This window comes from Leucobacter sp. GX0328 (assembly GCF_053567315.1).
Window position 1 is genome coordinate 368,002 of sequence record NZ_JBSGPC010000002.1, and the last position, 21,433, is coordinate 389,434.

At 70.2% G+C, this 21,433-nt stretch carries 18 protein-coding genes; 9 read left to right on the forward strand and 9 right to left on the reverse strand.

The genetic code is table 11. From position 1 onward, the window contains the following. Positions 1-292 precede the first annotated feature (292 nt). Complete coding sequence (locus ACUYTF_RS09905) at positions 293-1,579, forward strand: citrate synthase (protein ID WP_434142694.1); 1,287 nt, start codon at positions 293-295, stop codon at positions 1,577-1,579. 159 nt (positions 1,580-1,738) lie between these two features. Here ACUYTF_RS09905 and ACUYTF_RS09910 read toward each other — a convergent pair whose 3' ends face one another. Continuing rightward, complete coding sequence (locus tag ACUYTF_RS09910; RefSeq protein ID WP_449279680.1) at positions 1,739-2,701, reverse strand: hypothetical protein; 963 nt, start codon at positions 2,699-2,701, stop codon at positions 1,739-1,741. A gap of 313 nt (positions 2,702-3,014) precedes the next feature. After that, entirely contained in the window at positions 3,015-3,971 is a 957-nt protein-coding gene (dapD, locus tag ACUYTF_RS09915; RefSeq protein ID WP_449279681.1) for a 2,3,4,5-tetrahydropyridine-2,6-dicarboxylate N-succinyltransferase, read from the reverse strand. 69 nt (positions 3,972-4,040) lie between these two features. Between dapD and dapE the strand changes: the two genes are divergently transcribed. Then, the gene (dapE, locus tag ACUYTF_RS09920) at positions 4,041-5,156 is read left to right on the forward strand and encodes a succinyl-diaminopimelate desuccinylase (RefSeq protein ID WP_449279682.1); all 1,116 of its coding nucleotides are present in this window, start codon (positions 4,041-4,043) and stop codon (positions 5,154-5,156) included. Between the two features lie 94 nt (positions 5,157-5,250). After that, a complete protein-coding gene (locus ACUYTF_RS09925; protein WP_434142698.1) occupies positions 5,251-5,421 on the forward strand; it encodes a DUF3117 domain-containing protein in 171 nt (56 codons plus the stop codon). Between the two features lie 100 nt (positions 5,422-5,521). On the opposite strand, the gene ACUYTF_RS09930 is transcribed toward ACUYTF_RS09925, so the two are convergent. Then, the gene (locus ACUYTF_RS09930) at positions 5,522-6,160 is read right to left on the reverse strand and encodes an O-methyltransferase (protein ID WP_449279683.1); all 639 of its coding nucleotides are present in this window, start codon (positions 6,158-6,160) and stop codon (positions 5,522-5,524) included. A 121-nt stretch (positions 6,161-6,281) separates the two neighbouring features. Here ACUYTF_RS09930 and ACUYTF_RS09935 point away from each other — a divergent pair, with 121 nt between their 5' ends. Next, positions 6,282-6,626 (forward strand): twin-arginine translocase TatA/TatE family subunit, encoded by a 345-nt coding sequence (locus ACUYTF_RS09935; RefSeq protein WP_449279684.1) that lies wholly within the window; start codon positions 6,282-6,284, stop codon positions 6,624-6,626. Positions 6,627-6,655: 29 nt separating this feature from the next. On the opposite strand, the gene ACUYTF_RS09940 is transcribed toward ACUYTF_RS09935, so the two are convergent. The 3 genes from ACUYTF_RS09940 to ACUYTF_RS09950 are packed head-to-tail and all read right to left on the reverse strand — an operon-like array spanning position 6,656 to position 9,673. Next, complete coding sequence (locus ACUYTF_RS09940; protein WP_434142702.1) at positions 6,656-7,807, reverse strand: P-loop NTPase; 1,152 nt, start codon at positions 7,805-7,807, stop codon at positions 6,656-6,658. Beyond that, positions 7,791-8,375 carry a DUF1003 domain-containing protein gene (locus ACUYTF_RS09945; RefSeq protein WP_434142703.1) on the reverse strand — a complete coding sequence of 195 codons (585 nt, stop codon included), beginning with the start codon at positions 8,373-8,375 and terminating at the stop codon, positions 7,791-7,793. Before ACUYTF_RS09945 ends, ACUYTF_RS09940 begins: the two co-directional genes overlap by 17 nt. Beyond that, the gene (locus ACUYTF_RS09950) at positions 8,372-9,673 is read right to left on the reverse strand and encodes a magnesium transporter MgtE N-terminal domain-containing protein (protein WP_449279685.1); all 1,302 of its coding nucleotides are present in this window, start codon (positions 9,671-9,673) and stop codon (positions 8,372-8,374) included. The genes ACUYTF_RS09945 and ACUYTF_RS09950 overlap by 4 nt, the downstream gene beginning before the upstream one ends. Before the next feature lie 100 nt (positions 9,674-9,773). Here ACUYTF_RS09950 and ACUYTF_RS09955 point away from each other — a divergent pair, with 100 nt between their 5' ends. The 3 genes from ACUYTF_RS09955 to ACUYTF_RS09965 all read left to right on the forward strand — a co-directional run bounded on the left by ACUYTF_RS09955 (position 9,774) and on the right by ACUYTF_RS09965 (position 12,808). Next, positions 9,774-10,976: a YncE family protein gene (locus ACUYTF_RS09955; protein WP_449279686.1), complete on the forward strand. Its 1,203-nt coding sequence runs from the start codon at positions 9,774-9,776 to the stop codon at positions 10,974-10,976. Positions 10,977-11,042: 66 nt separating this feature from the next. Continuing rightward, positions 11,043-11,543: a general stress protein gene (locus ACUYTF_RS09960; RefSeq protein ID WP_434142706.1), complete on the forward strand. Its 501-nt coding sequence runs from the start codon at positions 11,043-11,045 to the stop codon at positions 11,541-11,543. Between the two features lie 14 nt (positions 11,544-11,557). After that, entirely contained in the window at positions 11,558-12,808 is a 1,251-nt protein-coding gene (locus ACUYTF_RS09965) for a hypothetical protein (RefSeq protein WP_449279687.1), read from the forward strand. A gap of 39 nt (positions 12,809-12,847) precedes the next feature. Here the strand turns inward: ACUYTF_RS09965 and hrpA are convergent, their stop codons facing one another. Beyond that, complete coding sequence (gene hrpA, locus ACUYTF_RS09970) at positions 12,848-16,795, reverse strand: ATP-dependent RNA helicase HrpA (RefSeq protein ID WP_449279688.1); 3,948 nt, start codon at positions 16,793-16,795, stop codon at positions 12,848-12,850. A gap of 43 nt (positions 16,796-16,838) precedes the next feature. Here hrpA and ACUYTF_RS09975 point away from each other — a divergent pair, with 43 nt between their 5' ends. Further along, positions 16,839-17,675: an aldo/keto reductase gene (locus ACUYTF_RS09975; protein ID WP_449279689.1), complete on the forward strand. Its 837-nt coding sequence runs from the start codon at positions 16,839-16,841 to the stop codon at positions 17,673-17,675. A gap of 91 nt (positions 17,676-17,766) precedes the next feature. Further along, the gene (locus tag ACUYTF_RS09980; RefSeq protein ID WP_449279690.1) at positions 17,767-18,756 is read left to right on the forward strand and encodes a malate dehydrogenase; all 990 of its coding nucleotides are present in this window, start codon (positions 17,767-17,769) and stop codon (positions 18,754-18,756) included. 140 nt (positions 18,757-18,896) lie between these two features. Here ACUYTF_RS09980 and speB read toward each other — a convergent pair whose 3' ends face one another. Together speB and ACUYTF_RS09990 are read right to left on the reverse strand one after the other, a co-directional pair. Then, positions 18,897-19,844 carry an agmatinase gene (gene speB, locus ACUYTF_RS09985; protein WP_449279691.1) on the reverse strand — a complete coding sequence of 316 codons (948 nt, stop codon included), beginning with the start codon at positions 19,842-19,844 and terminating at the stop codon, positions 18,897-18,899. A gap of 66 nt (positions 19,845-19,910) precedes the next feature. Continuing rightward, positions 19,911-21,419 (reverse strand): aldehyde dehydrogenase family protein, encoded by a 1,509-nt coding sequence (locus tag ACUYTF_RS09990; RefSeq protein ID WP_449279692.1) that lies wholly within the window; start codon positions 21,417-21,419, stop codon positions 19,911-19,913. Between the last annotated feature and the right edge of the window lie 14 nt (positions 21,420-21,433).

Here is a 21,433-nt window from a genome sequence, read left to right on the forward strand (position 1 = left end):
AAGGGATCGGGGCGTCGCAGCACCGCCATCGTGCGGTCGCGGCGCCCCGATCCCTCTCCCGTCATATCGGTTCCCGAGTCCCGATCCCTCGCCCGTCGCGGCGGATCGAGGGGCCCGATCGCCTGCCCTGCGACCGTCGCACGAATCGCATTTTGCTCGACATCGAGATAATCTGGAGATGATACGCGGCATATCCGCCGTGATTCACCTGTGCTCGAACGAGCCGATAGGGTGGAAGACGGGCAGTGTTTACCGAGACGTCTGCCAGTAAGCGAACTCACGAGGAGACGACGTGACCGATTCGACTCAGGCACCGAGCACGGCGAAGCTGACCTACCCGGGCGGCGCCGCCGAGTTCCCGATCTTGGAGTCGGTGGACGGTCGGTCATCGATCGACATCAGCACGCTGACCAAGCAGAGCGGCTACACGGCGCTCGACTACGGTTTCGTGAACACGGCGTCGACGCGCTCCGAGATCACCTACATCGACGGCGACCAGGGCATCCTGCGCTACCGCGGCTACCCGATCGAAGAGCTCGCGGCCGGTTCGAGCTTCCTCGAAGTCGCCTACCTGCTCATCTACGGCGAGCGCCCGACCGCGGATCAGCTCGCGGCCTTCGACGGCGAAATCCGTCGCCACACGCTGCTCCACGAGGACATGCGGTACTACTTCGAGGCCGTGCCCCACACCGCGCACCCGATGGCGATGCTCTCGGGCGGCCTGCAGACCATGTCGACCTACTACGAGAGCTCGCTCGACACCGCGCGCCCCGAGTTCGTCGAGGTCAACACCATCCGTCTGCTCGCGAAGCTGCCCGTGCTCGCCGCGTACGCGCACAAGAAGTCGATCGGCCAGGCCTTCCTGTACCCGAAGAACGAGCTGAGCTTCGTCGAGAACTTCCTGCGTCTCAACTTCGGCAACAAGGCCGAGACCTACGAGATGAACCCGGTGCTCGTCGAGGCGCTCGACAAGCTCCTCATCCTGCACGCCGACCACGAGCAGAACGCGTCGACCTCGACCGTGCGCCTCGTCGGCTCGACCGGGGCGAACATGTTCTCGTCGATCTCTGCCGGCATCAACGCGCTCTCGGGCCCGTTGCACGGCGGTGCGAACGAGGCCGTGCTCAGCATGCTCGCGCAGATCCGCGACTCGGGACAGAGCGTCGAGACCTTCGTCGAGAAGGTCAAGCGCAAGGAGGACGGCGTGAAGCTCATGGGCTTCGGCCACCGCGTCTACAAGAACTACGACCCGCGTGCGCGCATCGTGAAGCAGAGCGCCGATAAGATCCTCGCCGAGCTCGGCATCAACGACCCGCTGCTCGGCCTCGCGCAGGAGCTCGAGCAGATCGCCCTCGAAGACGACTACTTCAAGGAGCGCAAGCTCTACCCGAACGTCGACTTCTACACCGGCGTGATCTACAAGGCGATGGGCTTCCCGACCCGCATGTTCACCGTGCTGTTCGCGATCGGCCGGCTGCCGGGCTGGATCGCGCAGTGGCGCGAGGCGCACTCGGACCGCTTCACGAAGATCGGCCGCCCGCAGCAGCTCTACATCGGCTCGCCCGAGCGCCACATCTAGGCCGTTCGCGCGGGGCGCGGCGCCCCGCCCCGCCGCCCCGCCCGGCCCCGCCCGGCCCCGCCCCGCCCCGCGACAAAGGGTCGCGAACCGGGGTCGAGCCGTGCTCGATCGCCCAATTCGCGACCCTTTGTTCGTTTTCTGAGTAGGCCGCGGCCTCGATCACGACGGAGCCCAACCCCGGCTCCTGAGCGCTCTCTCGATGCGTCGCGCCGTGTGCGTCGATTCGGAACCTCCCGCCTTCGTCACTTCGATGATGATCCACCCGTCGTCGCGCAGCGCCTCCACGCGCATGACGTCCTGGGCGTAGGTGGCGGCGTGCATGAGGCCGTGGTATTCGGCCCCGACCTTCAAACTCCGGTAGGCGAGATCCAGACAGGCGAGGAAGCGACCGCCGTCATCGTGCACGTCGACATTGAGCTCGGGCTCCGGGAGCCCGGCCTCACGGAGATTCAGACGGAGCAGGCTCTCCTGCGGCGACCACGAATCTTCGCGCACCAGTTCGAGGGCCCGGGCCAGACGGGAGATTCCGCTCCATCGGCCGAGTTCGAGCACGGCTCTCAGCTCATCGATCGACGCGTGCGGCGGTCGGCCGACCTCCCGACGGCCGTGCCCGGCGCGGTATCGCCGTGCGAAGTAATCGCCGGCGACCACGAGGTCGGAGACAGTCGCACCGAGACCGCCGAGCATCGCCCAAGTCGTCGCCGGTGCGCTGAGCGGGACCCCGTCGATGCGGTCGACCGCGCAGCGGCCCGGGTGGATGCGGTGGCCGACGGTGCCGGCGACTCTGGGCGCACGCGCGGGGGAGAGCGCGCTCAGATGGAGCACCTGCCCGAGTCGATGAGGAATCGGTGCGCCCCAGAGGAGCGCCGCGCTGCTGTGGCTCATGAACTGCCCGGGGACGAGACGCCGGGCGAGCGCATGGATGAGCTGCACCGTGCGGCGACGCTGCAGTTCGAACGGGTGCATCGGCTCGGCGGCGGCCGGAGGCCTCACGATGCGGGTCGCATGGAACGGTGCCTCGAAGCGTCGACTGCGCAACGATTCGTAGCTCAGGCCGGCGGCTCGCGCCTCCGCCACCGAGAAGGCGGTTCCGAACGATGCGAGGGCGGGCGACTGCGACATGACTCTACGATGCACGAGATCGCGGAAGTCCGTCGGAGTTCTCCACAGGTAGGACGCCAAGAACCGCTCGAACCCGTGACGAAGAGCTCGACGATGGGGCTGTGGAGGAAGATGCTCGGCGACCGGCCCTCCGGTCGAAGTGCGCGCCGGCTCGATCTCTCAGCGGCGTGCGCCCCACGGTAAAGGGTCGCGAATTGGGGTTCTGCCGACGGTGGCACCCCAGATCGCGACCCTTTGTCGAGGCAGGCCAGGGATCGCCGGGCGTTCGGCGGGCTGCGGTGAGCGCCTACGCGCGGCGGGCTGCGGAGAGCGCCTACGCGTGGAGGGCTGCGGTGAGGGTGATCCCTGCACCGTCGCGCGGCAACGCCTCGACGGCGCCCGTGCGCGAGTTGCGGCGGAACAGCAGCTTCGGCAGGCCCGAGAGCTCGACCGCCTTCACTTCGACGGGCTTGCCGCCCGACGCCGCAGTGCCCTTCGGCAGCAGCACCTTGGTGCCGGCGGTCACGTACAGGCCGGCCTCGACGACGCTGTCGTCGCCGATCGAGATGCCGATGCCCGAGTTCGCGCCGAGCAGGGCGCGTGCGCCGATCGTGACGCGCTGCGTGCCGCCGCCCGAGAGGGTGCCCATGACCGATGCGCCGCCGCCGATATCGGAGCCGTCGCCCACGACGACGCCCTGCGAGATGCGGCCCTCGATCATCGAAGCGCCGAGCGTGCCTGCGTTGAAGTTCACGAAGCCCTCGTGCATGACGGTCGTGCCCGGGGCGAGGTGAGCGCCGAGGCGGATGCGCGAGGCATCGGCGATGCGCACGCCGGCCGGGACGACGTAGTCGGTGAGCCTGGGGAACTTGTCGATGCCGTTCGCCGTCAGGCCCGCGCGGCGCAGGAGCGGCAGGCGGGCGGCGTACACCTCGGGCAGCATCGGGCCGGCGCTCGTCCACACGACGTTCGGGAGCCGACCGAAGATGCCGTCGAGGTTGATCGTGTTCGGCTGCACGAGGCAGTGCGAGAGCAGGTGCAGACGCAGATAGGCGTCGTCGGCGCTCTCGGGGGCCGCATCGAGGTCGATCTGGATCGTGATCGGCTGCAGCTCGACATCGCGGAGTTCGTCGCGACCCGCCAGCGCTTCGAGCTCGGCGGGTGCCACCCAGCGATCGATGGCGGCGGGGAGGCCGCCGAGTGCGGGTTCGGGGAACCAGGCGTCGAGCGCGGATCCGTCGGTCGCGATCGTGGCGAGGCCTGCAGCCCAGGCGAAGCGGGAGTCGGTCATGCTTCTAGGGTACCGCCCGAGCGCGCATCGACCGGCGGCGGCGGCGCGCGATCCCGTATCGTTGCAGACGTGAACCACGCAGAACGCCCGTCGCTCCCGATCCGCCTCGACCTCGGGGACGGTGCGGTCGGGCTGACCCGGCAGCTGTGCGACATCCCCTCGGTCTCGGGGGATGAAGCGGCGGTCGCCGACGCGATCGAGGCCCTGCTGCTCGAGCGGGCGCCGCACCTCGCGGTCGTGCGTGACGGCGACACGCTCGTCGCGCGCACGGAGCTCGGCCGCGACCGGCGGGCGGTGATCGCGGGCCATCTCGACACGGTGCCGATCAACGGCAACCTGCCGGTGCGCGATACGACCGAGCCGGGGTCGGGGGAGGCGATGCTGTGGGGCCGCGGCACGGTCGACATGAAGGCGGGAGTCGCGGTGCAGCTCGCGCTCGCCGTGGAGCTCGCCGAGCCGGGCATCGACATCACGTGGGTCTGGTACGACCACGAGGAGGTCTCGGCCGATCTCAGCGGGCTGGGCAGAGCCGTGCGCAACAGCCCCGAGCTGTTCGGGGCCGACTTCGCCATTCTCGGCGAGCCGTCGAACGGCACGATCGAGGGCGGCTGCAACGGCACGCTGCGCGCGCGGGTCGTGCTGCGCGGTCGTCGGGCGCATTCGGCGCGCGGCTGGATGGGCGTGAATGCGATCCATCGCGCGGGCGCACTGCTCGAGAAGCTCGACGCGTACGAGGCCGCGACGGTCGAGGTCGACGGTCTCGCGTACCGCGAGGGGCTGAACGCCGTGAAGATCGAGGGCGGAGTCGCCGGCAACGTCATCCCCGACGAGTGCGTCTTCGAGGTGAACTACCGCTTCGCACCGAGCAAGACCATCGCGGATGCCACCGCGTTCGTCGAGGCGTTCTTCGCCGACGCCGATGAGGTGCGCGTCGTCGACGCGGCCCCCGGGGCGCGGCCCGGCCTCGATTCGCCGATCGCCCGCGCATTCGTCGCAGCGGTCGGCGGTACGCCCACCGCGAAACTCGGATGGACTGACGTGTCGCGCTTCTCGGCGCTCGGCATGCCCGCGGTCAACTTCGGCCCCGGCGACCCGCTGCTCGCCCATGCCGACGACGAACGGGTGCCCGTGGCGCAGATCGTCGACACCGAACGGGCCTTGCGCGACTGGCTCACCGCAATGTGAAGCCGCATGTCGCAGCACCACGCCGCGAATTACTCGATTGGCTCGAATCGCGGGATAATAGACGCGGTATCACCAAATCTGCTGAGGAGGCGCCATGGCTGCAATGAAACCGAGAACTGGGGACGGACCCATGGAGGCGGTGCGCGAAAGCCGGGCGATCGTAGTGTACGTGCCCGTCGAAGGCGGCGGACGCATCGTTGTCTCGGTGACCGACCAGGAGGCGGCTGAGCTCCGCGACGTCCTGGCCGGCGTGCTCGACGCCTAATCGACACTGCGGCATCGACGCCGAACACGAAGGCCTGGCGATTCCCTCAGGGATCGCCAGGCCTTCGTCGTACCCGGTGCCGCTGACCGGCAGCGCCGTGCTACTCCTGGTCGGGGAGACGCACGAGGGTGAGGATGCCGTCGCCCGCGGGTGAGAGGATCGGAGCGATCGCGGAGGAGTCGGAGACGAGCGCGAGCAGGTCGCGCATGTTCTGGGCGGCGGTGTCGCGCGCGGCGGGATCGGGTACGCGACCGTGCACGAATGCGCCGGGAACGACGATGCTGCCGCCGGGGCGCACGATGCCGAGGGCGTGCTCGAAATGCTCGAGCAGATCGTTCGGGTCGGCGTCGAGCAGCACGACATCGTAGGCCGACGTGTTCAGGCGCGGCATGACGTGGCGGGCGTCGCCCTCGATGAGGCGCAGCCGCGATGACGCGATGCCCGCCCCCGCGAACACCGTCCGCGCCTCGCGCAGATGCTCGGGCTCGATCTCGATGGAGGTGAGCGTCGCCTCGGGGGCGTAGCGCAGCAGCGAGAGGCCGCTGACGCCGACGCCGGTGCCGATCTCGCAGATCGCCTGGGCACCGCTCTGCGCGACGATGCCCGAGAGGTGGGCGGCCGTCGAACGGCTCACCGGTTCGATGCCGAGCTCGAGCGCGAGCCGCCGTGCGCGCACGAGCGCTTCGGTCTCGCCCGGGTACTGCTCGGCGTACTGCCAATTGCGTTCGAGCTTGCTCACGTTCTCCTCCGGGGGTCGTCGGTGCCGACCCCCCTAGCGTAGGGCTTCGGCGTGCCGATCGCGGCCGCACACGCTCGCACCCGAGCGAATCTTCGGATTCCGGATCGGTAGACTGAACGGGATGGGCCTCAATATGGAAAAGATGCTGGTGATCCTCGTGATCGCCGTCTTCGTCATCGGTCCGGAGCGCCTGCCCGCCTACGCGAAGAAGTTCAGCGACTTCGTGAAGACCGTGAAGCAGATGGCGAACGGTGCGAAGGATCGTCTGCGCGATGAGATGGGCCCCGAGTTCGACGAGGTCGATTGGAAGCAGCTCGACCCGCGCCAGTACGACCCGCGGCGCATCATCCGCGACGCGCTGCTCGAGGACGAGCAGCAGGCGACGCGGACGCCGGCCGCGGCGGCGGCCCAGCTTCCGCAGAAGCCCGACACGGGCGAGTTCCACTTCGACGACGAGGCGACGTAGGGCCGGGCGACCGTTGAAGCCCTGTCCGCTCAGCGCGGGCTGATGCCGAGTGGCTTCCCCGCGAGCCCGCGGCCCTGCACGGCGATGCGGTCGGCGATGCGCAGCACCTCGGCCGCGGCCGGATCCTCCGGATGCGCGAGCACCGCCGGTTCGCCCGCGTCGCCGCCCTCCCGGAACGCCGGCGACAGCGGTACGCTGCCGAGGAGCGGGACTTCGCCGTGCTCCGTGTCGCTCAGACGGTCGGCCACGAGCGCGCCGCCGCCCGACCCGAAGACGTCGATCACGCTGCCGTCGGGCTGCGGCATGCCGGCCATGTTCTCGACGACGCCGACGACCTTCTGCCCGGTCTGTCGGGCGACGAGCGCACTGCGCACGGCGACGTCGGCGGCGGCCTCCTGCGGTGTGGTGACGACGAGCACTTCGGCCTGCGGCAGCAGCTGCCCGATGGTGATCGCGATGTCGCCCGTGCCGGGCGGCAGATCGAGCAGCAGCACGTCGAGCTCGCCGAACCACACGTCGCGCAGGAACTGCTCGATCGTGCGGTGCAGCATGGGGCCGCGCCACGAGACGGCGGTCGTGCGCGGGTCGGCGTCGCCCAGGAACATGCCGATCGAGATGACCTTCACGCCGTAGGCGACGGGCGGCAGCATCATGTCGTCGACGCGGCTCGGCTGCTCGGTGATGCCATCGCGGCTGAGCCCGAGCAGCCCCGGGATGGAGAAGCCGAAGACGTCCGCGTCGACGAGACCGACCGAGAGCCCGCGCGCCGCGAGGGCGACCGCGAGCCCGGCGGTGAGCGATGACTTGCCGACGCCGCCCTTGCCGCTCGTGATCGCGATGACGCGCGTGAGCGAGTCGGGGCCGAACTGCTGCGGTCGTGCACCGCGCCCACCGCGCACCCGCTCCGTGAACGCCTTGCGCTCGGTCGGGGTCATCACCCCGACCTCGACCCGGGCCTCGACCACCCCCGATGCGCCGGCGGTCGCCTCGTGCACGTCGGATTCGATGCGCCGCGCAGCCGGGCAGCCGGCGATGGTCAGGAGGATGGACACATCGGCGCGGCCGGCATCGTCGACCGCGACCGAGCGCACCATGCCGAGATCGGTGATGGGGAGCAGCAGCTCCGGATCCTGCACTCGCGACAGCGCCGCCCAGACCGCATCCTCAATCGGCTTCGGCACGCCCCGCCTCTTCCTCGGACGGGGCCGCCGCTGACGGGGCCGCCTCGGTCGCGTCCGCACCGGCTGCGATCTCCTCCTGATCCTCCTGGAGCTCGGCGAGCAGCGCGCGCAGCTCGGAGCGCACGAAGTCGCGATCGGGCAGATCCTTCATCGCGATTCGGAGCGCGACCACCTCGCGCGCGAGATACTCCGTGTCGGCGAGATTGCGCTCGGCGCGCTGCCGATCCTGCTCGATCTGCACGCGGTCGCGGTCGTCCTGCCGATTCTGCGCGAGCAGGATCATCGGAGCCGCGTACGAGGCCTGCAGCGAGAGGATCAGCGTGAGCGCCGTGAAGCCGAGGGCCGCGGAGTCGAAGCGCCACTCCTCGAGGCCGTACGTGTTCCATGCGAGCCAGGCGATGCAGAAGATGGTGAGCATCAGCAGGAACCAGGGGGTGCCCATGCCGCGGGCGATGCCCTCCGTCCATCGCCCGAACCGCTCGTTGCCGATGCCGCGCGGGGTCTTCGCGGCGCGCGAGCCCGCGGCGAGCGGCGCATCGAGACCGGGGTCGCGCCCGAACAGCCTCATGATGCGGCCCCTGCGCTGCGCGCGGCGCGGCCGGCGGGCTCGATCTCGGCATCGTCGTCGGCGTGCCGCCAGTCGTCGGGCAGCAGATGGTCGAGCACATCGTCGACGGTGACGACGCCGACGAGGCGGTTCTGATCGTCGACGACCGGCATCGCGACCATGTCGTAGCTCGCGAGGCGGCGCGATACCTCGGCAGCGCTCGCGTCGACCGGCACCGGCTCGAGCTCCTCGTCGACGAGCGACGAGAGCCGCTCGTGCGGGGGGAAGCGGAGCATGCGCTGGAAGTGCGCCATGCCCAGATACTCGCCGGTCGGCGTCTCGAACGGCGGGTGCGTGACGTAGACGGCCGAGGCCATGGCGGGAGGGATCTCGGCGCGGCGGATCATCGCGAGCCCCTCGGCGACCGTGGATTCGCCCGAGAGCACGATCGGCGACGGGCTCATGAGGCCGCCCGCCGTATCGGCGTCGTACTCGAGCAGGCGGCGCACCGCCTGCTCCTCCTCATCCTCCATGAGGTCGAGCAGCTCCTCGCCGCGCGCGGCGGGCAGCGCGGAGATCAGGTCGGCCGCGTCATCGGGCTCCATCTGGTCGAGCACATCCGCCGTGCGATCGGAAGGGAGCAGCGCGAGCAGCGCGAGCTGGTCGGGCTCGCTCATCTCCTCGACCGCGTCGGCCACGCGGGAGTCGGGCAGCTCGGCGATGACTTCGAGCATGCGCGGCTGCGGCAGTTCGAGCAGCGCCTCCGCGAGGTCGGCGGGTTTCAGATCGACGAGCGTCTGCAGGAGCAGCTCGGCCGACTGCACGCCGGGCTTCAGGCTCGGCAGGCGCACCTCCGACCAGCGCACGATCCGCGATTCTGCCCGCGCGAACGGGGCCGACGGCCGCGGTAGTCTGACGAAGAGCTCGGAGACGTGCCACTCGCCGGTGCGCGCCCGTTCGATCGCCGCGTCCTCGATCGTCGCCCCGACCGGGTCGCCGCCGGGCTGCGCCGGGGTCAGGAGCACGTGGCGGCCGATGAGCTCTGCGATCATGCGGGTCTCGCCGCCGCGCTGCTCGAAGCGGCGCACGTTGATGAGGCCGGTGGCGATGACCTGGCCCGCACCGATCGATGTGACCCGGCTGATCGGCACGAAGACGCGGCGCTTGCCCGGGATCTCGACGATGAGGCCGACCACGCGGGGGGCGCCCGCCGCACGGTAGACGACCAGCACGTCGCGCACCTTGCCGATCCGATCGCCGACCGGGTCGAAGACGCTGCGCCCGGCCAGACGACCTACGAAGACCCTCGATGTACTCACAGCTCTACGCTACCGCGTGACCCGCCTCGCGGGCCGAGCGTCGGCGAAATCCATCGAACGGTTGAGGCGGAGACGCCACCCGCTGCGGGAGACTGAGCGCATGCTCGACAGGATCGTTCCTCTCACTCGCCGCCGGATGCTCGGCGCGGCCGCGCTCATCGGCATGATCTCGCTGCTCGCCGGGTGCGCTGCCGAGCCGGCATCGTCGCCGCGAGCGCCTGCGCCCGCCACGCGCGCGCCGGCGCCGACGGTGGCCTCCGAGCCGGTCGATGACGCGGTTGCAGGGCCCGAGCTGCTGCTCGCATCGCTGATGCACGGCGACGCGGTCGCCGTGATCGACCCGTCTCGGCCCGATGCCGATGCCGTGACGACCATCCCGGTCGGGGCGGCGCCCTGGGGCGTCGGCGTGTCGCCCGACGGGCGCACCGGGTACGCCGCCACCGCCGAAGGGCTCGCGGTCGTCGACCTCGTCGCGGGAGAGCGGACCGCGCTCGTGCCGTACCTGCACCCCGCGAGCCGGATCTCGTCGGGGGAGTACCGCGCCGGCGGCCTCGGCCTCGCGGTCGCACCCGACGGGTCGCGCGTCTACGTCGCGGTGATGACCGAGGCGGGCGAATCGCTGCTCGAGGTGTTCGAGACGGCGAACGGCGGATTCACGGCCTCGGTGCCGGTCGGCGCACGGCCCTTCGACGTGCTCGTCGCGCCCGACGGGGCGTGGGCCGCGACCGTCGACCACGACGGCTTCTCCGTCACCGTCGTTGATGCGGCGACGCTCGCCCCGACGACGCACGAGATCGCGCCCTTCGGCACGATCGGCGGGCTCGCCTCGTGGGAGAAGCCGCACTACGGCGCGGTCGATGCAGACGGCACGATCCTGCTGCCGGTGCAGGGCCTCGTCGTGGAACGGCTCGACCCCGTCACCGGGACGGCCTCGACGATCCCGAGCGCCGCGAACTCCCATTCGCACGGAGCCGCGCTCGCGCCCGCGTCGGCCGAGCGAGGCACGAACGCCCGGCTGCTCACCGTCGGCACCGGATCGTTCGGCAACGCGAGCGGGGACTCCAACCTGTCGATTCTCGACCTCGTGAGCGGAGAGGAGCGTCTCGTACCGCTGCGCGTACCGCACGAGACGGTCGCGTTCTGGCAGAACGACGACGGCGCCGAGTTCGCGGTCGTCGCAGGGGGCAATACCCGGGAACTGGGGTGGGACGGGGTGACCGTCGTCGCCCTCGACAGTCTCGCGACCCGGGATCTGCCGGTTTCCGGCTACCCGCAGGCGATCATCGGATTCCGGCAGCCCTGAGACGCCGCGGCGCCCGATCGGTCCGTTCACCGCACTTCTTCCGGCGAGCGATGAGAAGATAGAGGCATGAGCATTCCAGGCCCCATGTCTTCGTCGCGAGCCGCCGTGGTACCCGAGATCCCTCAGGGGGAGATCATCTCGACCTACGACCGCTACGAGGATGCGAAGCACGCCGTCGACCTGCTCGCCCGCTCCGGCTTCCCGGTGCGGCAGGTCAGCATCGTCGGCAACGACGTGCGCAGCGTCGAGCGCGTGACCGGCCGGTTGACCTACGGCCGGGTCGCTCTCATGGGGGCGCTGTCGGGCGCATACCTCGGCCTGTTCCTCGGGCTGCTCCTCTTCATCTTCCAGCCCGACAACGAGGCGATCCTCGGCGTGTTCGCCGCCGCCGTCGTGATCGGCGCCGGCTTCGGCATGCTGTTCGGCGTGCTCTCGTACGCCATGAACCGCAACCGGCGCGACTTCTCGTCGGTGATGCAGATGATCGCCACGCGCTATGACCTCATCGTCGACGCGGAGCTGCTGCACGAGGCGCGGCGCGTGCTGGTCGAGTCGGCTCAGCAGTAGTTCGCGAGCTGACGGTGAGTCGAAGCCGTCGGGGTTCCGACGCGCGCGACCGGGCGGCGAGCGGTTCGACCGAAGCACGTCGTGTGCTGAAGGCCTGGGGAGCGGTGCTCATCGTCGTGCTCGCGCTGGGCGCGCTCTTCGGCGTCGGCTCCCTCGCGCGATATCTGCAGGCACCGCCGATCTCCGAGAGCTTCGGGGCCGAGGACGCCGTCGTCGCACTGCGGCTCGAGGCGCGGGGCACGTCGTATCTGGTGCTCGTGAACGAAGCCGGCACCGCGCGCTCGGTGCAGCTCGCCGAGCGGGGATTCATCGGCACGCAGATCGCTTGGTCCGATGCAGGGATCAGCACCGGCGACCCGACGCACGAGTACCTGATCGGCGAGAACGGCCTCGTGAAGCTCGCCGTGCCGGGCCCGACGGAGGGCGTCCACGATCGCGCACGTCTCGCGTCGGGACCGGGGTTCGCAGTGTTCACCGGTTCGGCCGATGGGCAGCGAGCGCTGTTCGTCGATGCAGCCGGCCCGGGCGCATCGCTCACCGGAACGGACATCGGGCGCGAGATCCCGGAGCTCGCGAGCTGCGGCGACGGGATCGTGATGGCGACCGCGAACGGTATCGCACCGGTGACGCCGCGGACGAGCGATTTCGCGGGGCTCGGTCTGTTCGACGATGTCGTCGCCCTGGCCTGCGATGCGGATCGCGTCTACGGTCTCGGCGCGATCCCCGATGGGCCCGAGCCGCGCGAGAGACTGCGCGTGTGGGACCGTTCGGGCGGCGCCCCGCTCGAGTTCTCGGTGCGGTACCCGGGGGAGCTGATCGAGAAGTCGCCGCACTCCCCGTTCGTGCACGACGGCCGCCTGTACTGGACCGCGGAGTGGAACCTGTGGTCGGTCGCGCTGCCGGACGGGACCGGACACTCCTCCGGCACCGGCGAGATCCCGGTGCTTGACGCGGTCGTATCGGGCGATCTAGCCGGATTCCTCGAGTCCGACGGCGCATCCGAATACGAGATCGCGGCGGGCACGCCCGAGGGAATGCTCGCCGCGGTGGAAGGCCGCGTGTTCGGCGTCGCCACCGACGAGGAGTTCGACGACGGCGGCCGGGGGCCGTCGTTCACGAGGCTCGACGGCCTCGAGATCTTCAGCGTCGACGCCGCGACGGGGGAGCGGCGCATCGAGATCGAGGTCGACGGCATCGACTTCCCCCGCCGCGACCTGCACGTCACCGCGATCGCGGTCGACCCCGAGTGGGCCGCGGGGCGCTGAACCCGCCCGGCAGCCGTGCCCGAGCGGTGCCGGGCATCGCTACCGGTCCTGCAGCACCTTCTGGATGCGCTGCACCGATACCGGCTCCGCGGTGCGCAGCTGCTGGGCGAACTGGCTCACCCGCAGCTCCTCGATGAGCCACCGCGCGTGCACGAGATGCCCGGGGGCATCGATGGGGGTCGGGATCGCCCCGCCCGCCTCCGCGTACAGCGCGGCGACGCGATCGATCTCGTTCTGGCGGGCCCGATCGCGGCCGGGGTTCTCGACGAGCCCCTGCATGCGCAGCCGGACGGCTTCGAGGTAGACCGGGAGGCGCGCGAGCTGCGCGAGCCCGGTGCGCGAGACGAAGCCGTCGGCGCCCGAACCGGCCCAGACGAGCCCGTCGATCTGCTGCGCGGCATCGGCGACCTGGCCGAGTACCTGGATCGATTTCGCCTGGTCGACCGCCTTGCGGGCGAGCCGCGCGCCGTCGAGCACACGGGCGGTGAGCGCGATCGCCCCGTAGATCTCATCGATCAGGGATCTGGCGTACTCGTCGGCGATCGCCGAGAACACGTCGGCCCGCCACACGAGACCATCGGGCGCGTGCCGGCGGATCGCGCGGTCCGCGACCGCGAGCGAGACGTCGGCGATCGCGAGGTCGAGCGAGCGGTAGGGGCCGCCGCCGAGCAGCAGCTTCTCCTGGTTCGACAGATGCTCGCGCACGTAGCTCGCGGGCGACGGAGAGCTCAGCGCGAGCAGTCGGCGGATGCCGCGCCGCGACAGACGGGCCTGCTCCGCCTCGTCCGCGACCAGCACGAGGTCGACGCCGGTGCGGCGGTCGACGATCGCCGGGTACGCGCGTACGACGCCGGCCCCTGCACCGCGGCCCTTCGCGTACTCGGTGTCGACGTGGCGCGGCAGATCGCCGAAATCCCAGGCGGTCGCACCCGTGCGTTCGAGGTCGCTCTTCGGCAGCGCGGCCGCCGCGACCTTCGCGACGCCCTGCGTCGCACGATCCTTATGGGCTGCCTGCAGCTGCCGCAGATCCTTGCCCGAGCCGATGGTGCGCCCGCGGCCGTCGACCACGCGGAACGTCGGAGTCAGGTGCGACGGCAGACGGTCGGGGGCGAAGTCGTCGGGGGACACCGGCACGCTCGTGCGTCGACGGATCTCATCGGCGAGCAGCCGCAGGAGCGAAGCATCGTCGTGCTCGACCTTCGGGCTGACCGCGACGAGCAGCTGCCTCGCCCAATCGGCGGCGGGCACCACGTGCTTGCGGATCGCCTTCGGCAGCGTCTTGATGAGCGCCGTCACGAGCTCCTGGCGCAGCCCGGGCACCAGCTTCTCGAAGTCGGCGCTGTCGAGACGCGGGAGCAGGGGCAGCGGCACGTTCACGGTCACGCCGTCGTCCGCCGCCGTCGGGTCGAAACGGTACCTGAGCCGCAGCGTCTGGTCGCCGTGCTTCCACTGGCGGGGGAACTCGTGCTCGTCGACGGCCTCCGCCTCGTCCTCCATGAGGTCGTCGCGGCGCAGGTGCAGGAAGTTCGGGGCGGTGCGGCGCTTCTCCTTCCACCAGCCCTCGAAGCTCCGCGTCGACACGACGTCGGCGGGCACCCGCGCGTCGTAGAACTCGAAGATCGCCTCGTCGTCGGAGACGATGTCGCGCCGTCTCGTGCGCTCCTCGAGCTGCTCGAGTTCGCGCCGCAGCTGCCGGTTGGCCCGGTCGAACGCCTGCGGCGACTCCCAGTCGCCGTCGACGAGGGCGTGCCTGATGAAGAGCTCGCGGGCGTGCGCCTGGTCGAACCGTGCGAGCTGCACGCGGCGCCGGTCGACGATCGGCACGCCGAAGAGGGTGACGCGCTCATAGGCGACGGCCGCGCCCTGCTTCTTCTCCCAGTGCGGCTCGGAATAGCTGCGCTTCGCGAGCGGGCCCGCGAGCTCCTCGGCCCAGGCCGGGTCGACGACGGCCACCTCGCGGCCGAAGAGCCGTGAGGTCTCGACGAGCTCGACGCTCATCACGATCTCGGGAGGCTTCTTCGCGAGCACCGAACCGGGGAAGAGCACGAAGCGGGTGCCGCGGGAGCCGATGTACTCCTGCGCGGGCTTGCGCTTCACCGCCCCCGGAGCGCCCCGGCCGCGGCCCGGCGCACTGCGATCCTGCCGGTCGTCGCGCACGCCGAGCTGCGAGAGCAGGCCGGCGAGGATGGACCGGTGGATCGGCTCGAACGCGCTGTTCGCGCTCGAATCCCCGTCGGCACCGGCCCCGACGGTCTGCGATGCCGTGCCCGGCCGGGAGCGATTCGCCCCCGCGATGCGGCTGATCTGCCGATTGAGATCCATCCACTCGCGCACGCGCAGGAAGTTCAGGAACTCGGCCTTGCAGAGCCGTCGGAAGGCGCTCGACGACAGTTCGCGCTGCTGCTTCTGCAGGTAGTTCCAGAGGTTCAGCAGCGTCATGAGATCGCCCTGCGGGTCGGCGAAGCGCGCGTGCAGCTGGTCGGCCTGCGCGCGCTTCTCGAGCGGGCGCTCCCGCACATCCTGCACCGTCAGGCCCGCGACGATCGCGAGCACCTCGGGCACGACCTCGTGGCGCCTGGCCTCGACGACCATGCGGGCGAAGCGCGGTTCGATGGGCAGGCGCGACAGCTCGCGGCCGATCTTCGTGATGCGCGCCTGCGCACGCGATCCCTTGCCCTCCATGCGCACGGCGCCCAGCTCGGCGAGCAGCCCCAGACCGTCGGCGATGCCGCGCTGATCGGGCGGCGTGAGGAACGGGAAGTGGGAGATATCGCCGAGCCCGAGCGCGAGCATCTGCAGGATGACCGAGGCGAGGCCCGTGCGGCGGATCTCGGGCTCGGTGAACTCGGGACGGTTCTCGTAGTCGTCCTCGGCGTAGAGCCTGATGGCGATGCCGGGGCTCGTGCGCCCCGAACGGCCCGAACGCTGGTTCGCGCTCGCCTGCGACACCGCCTCGATGGGCAGCCGCTGCACCTTGCTGCGCGCCGAATAGCGCGAGATGCGCGCCGTGCCGCCGTCGACGACGTAGCGGATGCCGGGCACCGTGAGCGAGGTCTCCGCGACGTTCGTGGCGAGCACGACGCGGCGCGCCCCCGCCATCGACGAGCGCTCGAACACCCGGTGCTGCTCGGCGGCCGAGAGCCGGCCGTAGAGCGGCAGGATCTCGAGCGGTCTGGCGCGATCCCTGGAGAACCGCCCGCCGAGCGCGTCTGCCGCATCCCTGATCTCGGCCTCGCCCGAGAGGAACACGAGCACGTCGCCGGGCTCCTCGCGGCCGAGCTCCTGCACCGCATCGCCGATGGCGTCGAAGAGGTCGCGCTCGGCCCTGCGCACCCGATCGGGGCCGCCCTTCTTATCGGGCACGACGGTCTCCTCGACCAGCGGCCGATACCTGATCTCGACCGGGAAGGTGCGACCCGACACCTCGATGACCGGCGCGGGCCGCTGCGTCCTCGCGTCGGCGAAGTGCTGCGCGAACGACTCGGGGTCGATCGTCGCCGAGGTGATGATGACCTTCAGGTCGGGGCGGCGCGGCAGCAGCGTCTTCAGGTACCCGAGCAGGAAATCGATGTTCAGGGATCGCTCGTGGGCCTCGTCGATGATGATCGTGTCGTACGCCGAGAGGTCGCGATCGCGATGGATCGCGTTCAGCAGGATGCCGTCGGTCATGAGCCGGATGCGCGTGTCGGCCGACACCTTGTCGGTGAAGCGCACCTGGTAGCCGACGAGCCCGCCGAGATCGGAGCCCAGCTCATCGGCGATGCGCTCGGCGATGGTGCGGGCGGCGAGACGGCGCGGCTGCGTGTGCGCGATGCGTTCGCGGCCGAGCGCGAGGGCGATCTTGGGCAGCTGCGTGGTCTTGCCCGAGCCCGTCTCGCCGGCGACGATGACGACCTGATGGTCGCGGATCGCGTCGGAGATCTCGCCCCGCATCTGCGACACCGGGAGGTCGGCCGGGAACTCGATTCGTGTGGCGGGATTCGTCATGACCCCCCTATTATCCCGTGTTCGGCCGCCCTAGACTGGCCGCATGAGTGCGCTTGCGATTCCGAACATCAGTCTGAACAACGGTCGGCAGATCCCGCAACTGGGTCTGGGGGTGTACAAGGTCGCGCAGGGCGAGACCGAGCGCACCGTGCTCGACGCGCTCGAGGCGGGCTACCGCCACATCGATACCGCGAGCTTCTACCGCAACGAGGCCGAGGTCGGCAGCGCCGTGCGCGCGAGCGGGACCCCGCGCGACGAGATCTTCGTGACGACCAAGCTCTGGAACACCGACCAGCCGCGCCCGCTCGAGGCCTTCGAGGAGAGCCTCGAGCGCCTCGGACTCGATCGGGTCGACCTCTACCTCATCCACTGGCCGCAGCCCGAGCACGGCCAGGCCGTCGATGTCTGGCGCGCTCTCATCGACATCGCCGCGTCGGGCCGCGCGACCTCGATCGGCGTCTCGAACTTCGAGATCGAGCACCTCGAGCAGCTGATCGCCGAGACGGGCGTCGTGCCCGCGGTGAACCAGATCGAGGTGCACCCGCTGCACCAGCGTCGCGAGCTCTCGCAGTTCTGCAGCGACCACGGCATCGCCGTCGAGGCCTGGGGGCCGCTGTCGCAGGGCAAATCTGACCTGCTCGAACGCCCCGAGATTCTGGCCGCCGCCGAAGCGCACGGCAAGAGCCCGGCTCAGGTCGTGCTGCACTGGCACGTGCAGCAGGGGCGCATCATCTTCCCGAAGACCTCGCGCCGCGAGCGCCTGTTCGAGAACGCCGACATCTTCGACTTCGAACTGAGCGACGCCGAGATGACCGCGATCGCATCGCTCGACAAGCAGCGCAACTTCGGGCCCGACCCGCGCGCCTTCAACGACCGCTGAGGTGCGCGGGGCCCGCACGGAGCCGTTGCGATCCGTCAGGACCCGTTGACCCGTAGATGATTCCGACACCCGCCGCAGAGGAGACCCCGCGATGACGAAGCCGCCGATCACCATCACACTCACGGGCGCCGGAGGCCAGATCGGCTACGCGGCGCTGTTCCGCATCGCAGCGGGCGACATGCTCGGCGCCGACCAGCCCGTGATCCTGCGCCTGCTCGAGATTCCGCAGGGCATGCGCTCGGCCGAGGGAGCGGCGATGGAGCTCACCGATTGCGCCTTCCCGCTGCTCGACGGCGTCGAGCTGAGCGATGACGCGAACGCCGCATTCGACGGCACGAACCTCGCGCTGCTGATCGGCTCCCGGCCCCGCACCGCCGGTATGGAGCGCGGCGACCTGCTCGCCGCGAACGGCGCCATCTTCGGCCCGCAGGGGCGCGCGATCGGCGAGCACGCCGCCGCCGACATCCGAGTGGTCGTCGTCGGCAATCCCGCGAACACGAATGCGCTCATCGCGCAGCAGCACGCCCCTGCAGTGCCGCCGGAGCGCTTCACCGCACTCACGCGGCTCGACCACAACCGCGCGGCGGGGCTGCTCGCCGAGCAGGTCGGCGCCGCGGTCTCCGACATCGACGGCATCACCATCTGGGGCAACCACTCGGCGACCCAGTACCCCGACCTCAGCCACGCCACCATCGCGGGCGACCCCGCGCTCGCCGCCGTGGGCGAGGAGTGGGGGCGCGGCGACTACATCGAGCGCGTCGCGAAGCGGGGCGCCGAGATCATCGACGTGCGCGGCGGCTCCTCGGTGGCATCCGCCGCCAACGCCGCGATCGAGCACATGCGCGACTGGGTGCGCGGCACGGGGGAGGCCGGCGGCCGCACGAGCGCCGCAGTCGTCTCGCGCGGGGAGTACGGAGTGCCCGAGGGGCTCATCTCGTCGTTCCCGGTGCGATCCGAGGGCGGCGAATGGCGCATCGTCGAGGGGCTCCCGGTCGATGGCTTCTCGCGCGCCCGCATCGACGCCTCGGTGGCCGAGCTCGTCGCCGAGCGCGAGGCGGTGCGCGAGCTCGGCCTCATCTGAGCCGACCCGCCGAGGCGCGTGCCGCCCAGCGCGTGCCGCCTCGGCCCGCAGAACGAGAACAATGGGTCGCATATTGGGGTCTCCGTGAAGAGCAAACCCCAATATGCGACCCATTGTCGTGCGCTGGTAGCGCGTTTCGGTCAGTCCTGCGTCAGCAGGGCCATGTAGTCGAAGACCAGGGTGGCCGCGGCGAGCGCGGTCGTGTCGGCGTGATCGTAGGCCGGTGCGACCTCGACGACGTCGGCGCCGACGATGTTCAGGCCGTTCAGGCCGCGCAGGAGGCGCAGCAGTTCGCGCGAGTGCAGGCCGCCCATCTCGGGGGTGCCGGTGCCCGGGGCGTAGGCCGGGTCGAGCACGTCGATGTCGATCGAGACGTAGACGGGGGTATCGCCGATGCGATCCTTCACGCGTTGGATCGCGGCCGGGACGCCGATCTCGTCGATGTCCGTGCATCGGATGATCTGGAAGCCGAACTCGTGATCGCGCACGAAGTCGTCCTGATCGTACACGGGGCCGCGGATGCCGATGTGCATCGACTTGTCCTCGATCAGCAGGCCCTCCTCGAACGCGCGGCGGAACATGGTGCCGTGCGTGATCGGCTCGCCGAAGTAGGTGTCCCAGGTGTCGAGGTGCGCGTCGAAGTGCAGCAGGGCCACGGGGCCTTGCACCTTCGCGGTCGCGCGCAGCATCGGCAGGGCGATGGTGTGGTCGCCGCCGAGCGCGATCACGACCTTGTCCGTGCCGACGAACTTCGAGGCCGCGGCCTCGATCTGCTCGACGGCCTTGCCGATGTTGTAGGGCGTGCAGGCGACGTCGCCGGCGTCGACGAACTGCTTCTTCTCGACGGGCGTGGTGTCGAGTTCGACGTGGAATCCGGGGCGCAAGAGGCGCGAGGCCTCGCGGATCGCGGCGGGCGCGAAGCGCGCACCGGGACGGAACGAGACGCCGCCGTCGTACGGCACGCCGAGGATGGCGACGTCGTAGTCGGGTACCTCGTGCACCTGGGGGAGCCGGGCGAAGGTGCCGAGACCGGCGTAGCGGGGGACCTCGGTCGCTTCGACCGGGCCGACGGGCTTGTGTGCCACCATGATGTGAATCCTTTCTTCGGCGCCGCGGGGCGCCCGTACGAGTTGGGGTGCTCGTGGCACCCGGTCCTATGCGTCGATCGTGACCCAGACGGTCTTGGTCTCGGTCACGAAGTCGAGCTGCTCGGCGCCGAGGTCGCGGCCGAAGCCCGAGGCCTTGTATCCGCCGAACGGCATCGCCGGGTCGATGGTGCTCTGCGCGTTGACGTACACGCTGCCGGCCTTCAGCTGCGGTGCGACGCGCAGCACGTTGTTGATGCTCTCGGAGTAGATGGTCGCGGCGAGACCGTAGTCGCTGTCGTTCGCGAGCTTCACGACCTCCTCCTCGGTCGAGAACTTCTGGCAGACGAGCACCGGGCCGAAGATCTCCTCGCGCACGATGCGCATGTCGTTGTCGCAGTCGGCGAAGACGGTCGGCTGCACGAAGAACCCCGTCTCGGAGGTCTCGGGCCCGCCGGTGACGAGCCGCGCGCCCTCGGCGATGCCGATCTCGATGTAGTCGACGACCTGGCGCATCTGGTTCTCGGAGACGAGCGGCCCCATGAAGCAGTCGGGGTCGAGGCCCGGCTTCACGGCGAGAGACGAGACGTGGGCCCCGAGCCTCTCGATGAACTCGTCGTAGATCGACTCGTGGATGTACGCCCGCGATCCCGCGTCGCACACCTGGCCGCTGTTCGCGAAGATGCCGAGCGCGACCCGCTCGACCGTCTGCTCGATGTCGACGTCCGAGTAGACGATGACGGGCGACTTGCCGCCGAGCTCGAGGGTCATGCGGGTCCAGTTCTCGAGCGCCGCGTGACCGACGGCGAGGCCGGTCTTGGTCGAACCGGTGAAGGTGATCTTGTCGATGTCCTTGTGCGCGGCGAGCGCCGAGCCCACGACCGAGCCGCGGCCGGTGACGATGTTGATGACGCCGTCGGGGATCCCGACCTCCTGCGCGAGCTCGGCGAAGCGCAGGGCGCTCAGCGAGGTGAGCTCGGCGGGCTTCACGACCACCGTGCAGCCGACGGCGAGGGCCGCGCCCAGCTTCCAGGCGAGCGTCTGCAGCGGGAAGTTCCAGGGCACGATGACGCCGATGACGCCGACCGGCTCCTTGCGGGTGTACGCGAGGTACTCGCCCGGCATGCTCGACGCCTCGGCGCTGCGGCCGCCGATCTTCGAAGCCCAGCCCGCGAAGTAGCGCAGGGTGTCGACCGTGCCCTGGATATCGATGTCCTTCGCATCCTGCAGCGACTTGCCGACGTCGACCGACTCGATCTCGGCGAACTCGTCGAGGTTCGCCTCGAGCGCATCGGCGAGCTTCAGCAGCAGCTGCTCGCGGGCGAGCGGCTTCATGCGGGGCCACTCGCCCTCGTCGAACTGCCGGCGTGCGGCGGCGACGGCGCGGTCGAGGTCGTCGACGGTGCCGGTGGTGAGCGTGGTCAGCACCTCGCCCGTCGACGGCTCGATGACATCGGTGCGCTCGGGGCCCACCGACCACTCGCCGCCGATGAAGAGGCCGTGCTCCTTCGCGATGAAGGCGCGGGTCTTGGGCGACAGGCCGTACTGGTCGAAGTAGCGTTCGATGTTCTCAGACATGTTCGTTCTCACTC

Bases quoted from the DNA above. Each gene is read 5' to 3' on its own strand.
- ACUYTF_RS09980 (WP_449279690.1), top strand. From the start codon at position 17,767: ATGACGAAGCCGCCGATCACCATCACACTCACGGGCGCCGGAGGCCAG.
- ACUYTF_RS09945 (WP_434142703.1), bottom strand. From the start codon at position 8,375: ATGAGGCTGTTCGGGCGCGACCCCGGTCTCGATGCGCCGCTCGCCGCG.
- ACUYTF_RS09935 (WP_449279684.1), top strand. From the start codon at position 6,282: ATGGGCCTCAATATGGAAAAGATGCTGGTGATCCTCGTGATCGCCGTC.
- ACUYTF_RS09960 (WP_434142706.1), top strand. From the start codon at position 11,043: ATGAGCATTCCAGGCCCCATGTCTTCGTCGCGAGCCGCCGTGGTACCC.
- dapD (WP_449279681.1), bottom strand. From the start codon at position 3,971: ATGACCGACTCCCGCTTCGCCTGGGCTGCAGGCCTCGCCACGATCGCG.
- ACUYTF_RS09975 (WP_449279689.1), top strand. From the start codon at position 16,839: ATGAGTGCGCTTGCGATTCCGAACATCAGTCTGAACAACGGTCGGCAG.
- speB (WP_449279691.1), bottom strand. From the start codon at position 19,844: ATGGTGGCACACAAGCCCGTCGGCCCGGTCGAAGCGACCGAGGTCCCC.
- ACUYTF_RS09910 (WP_449279680.1), bottom strand. From the start codon at position 2,701: ATGTCGCAGTCGCCCGCCCTCGCATCGTTCGGAACCGCCTTCTCGGTG.
- hrpA (WP_449279688.1), bottom strand. From the start codon at position 16,795: ATGACGAATCCCGCCACACGAATCGAGTTCCCGGCCGACCTCCCGGTG.
- ACUYTF_RS09925 (WP_434142698.1), top strand. From the start codon at position 5,251: ATGGCTGCAATGAAACCGAGAACTGGGGACGGACCCATGGAGGCGGTG.
- ACUYTF_RS09990 (WP_449279692.1), bottom strand. From the start codon at position 21,419: ATGTCTGAGAACATCGAACGCTACTTCGACCAGTACGGCCTGTCGCCC.
- ACUYTF_RS09955 (WP_449279686.1), top strand. From the start codon at position 9,774: ATGCTCGACAGGATCGTTCCTCTCACTCGCCGCCGGATGCTCGGCGCG.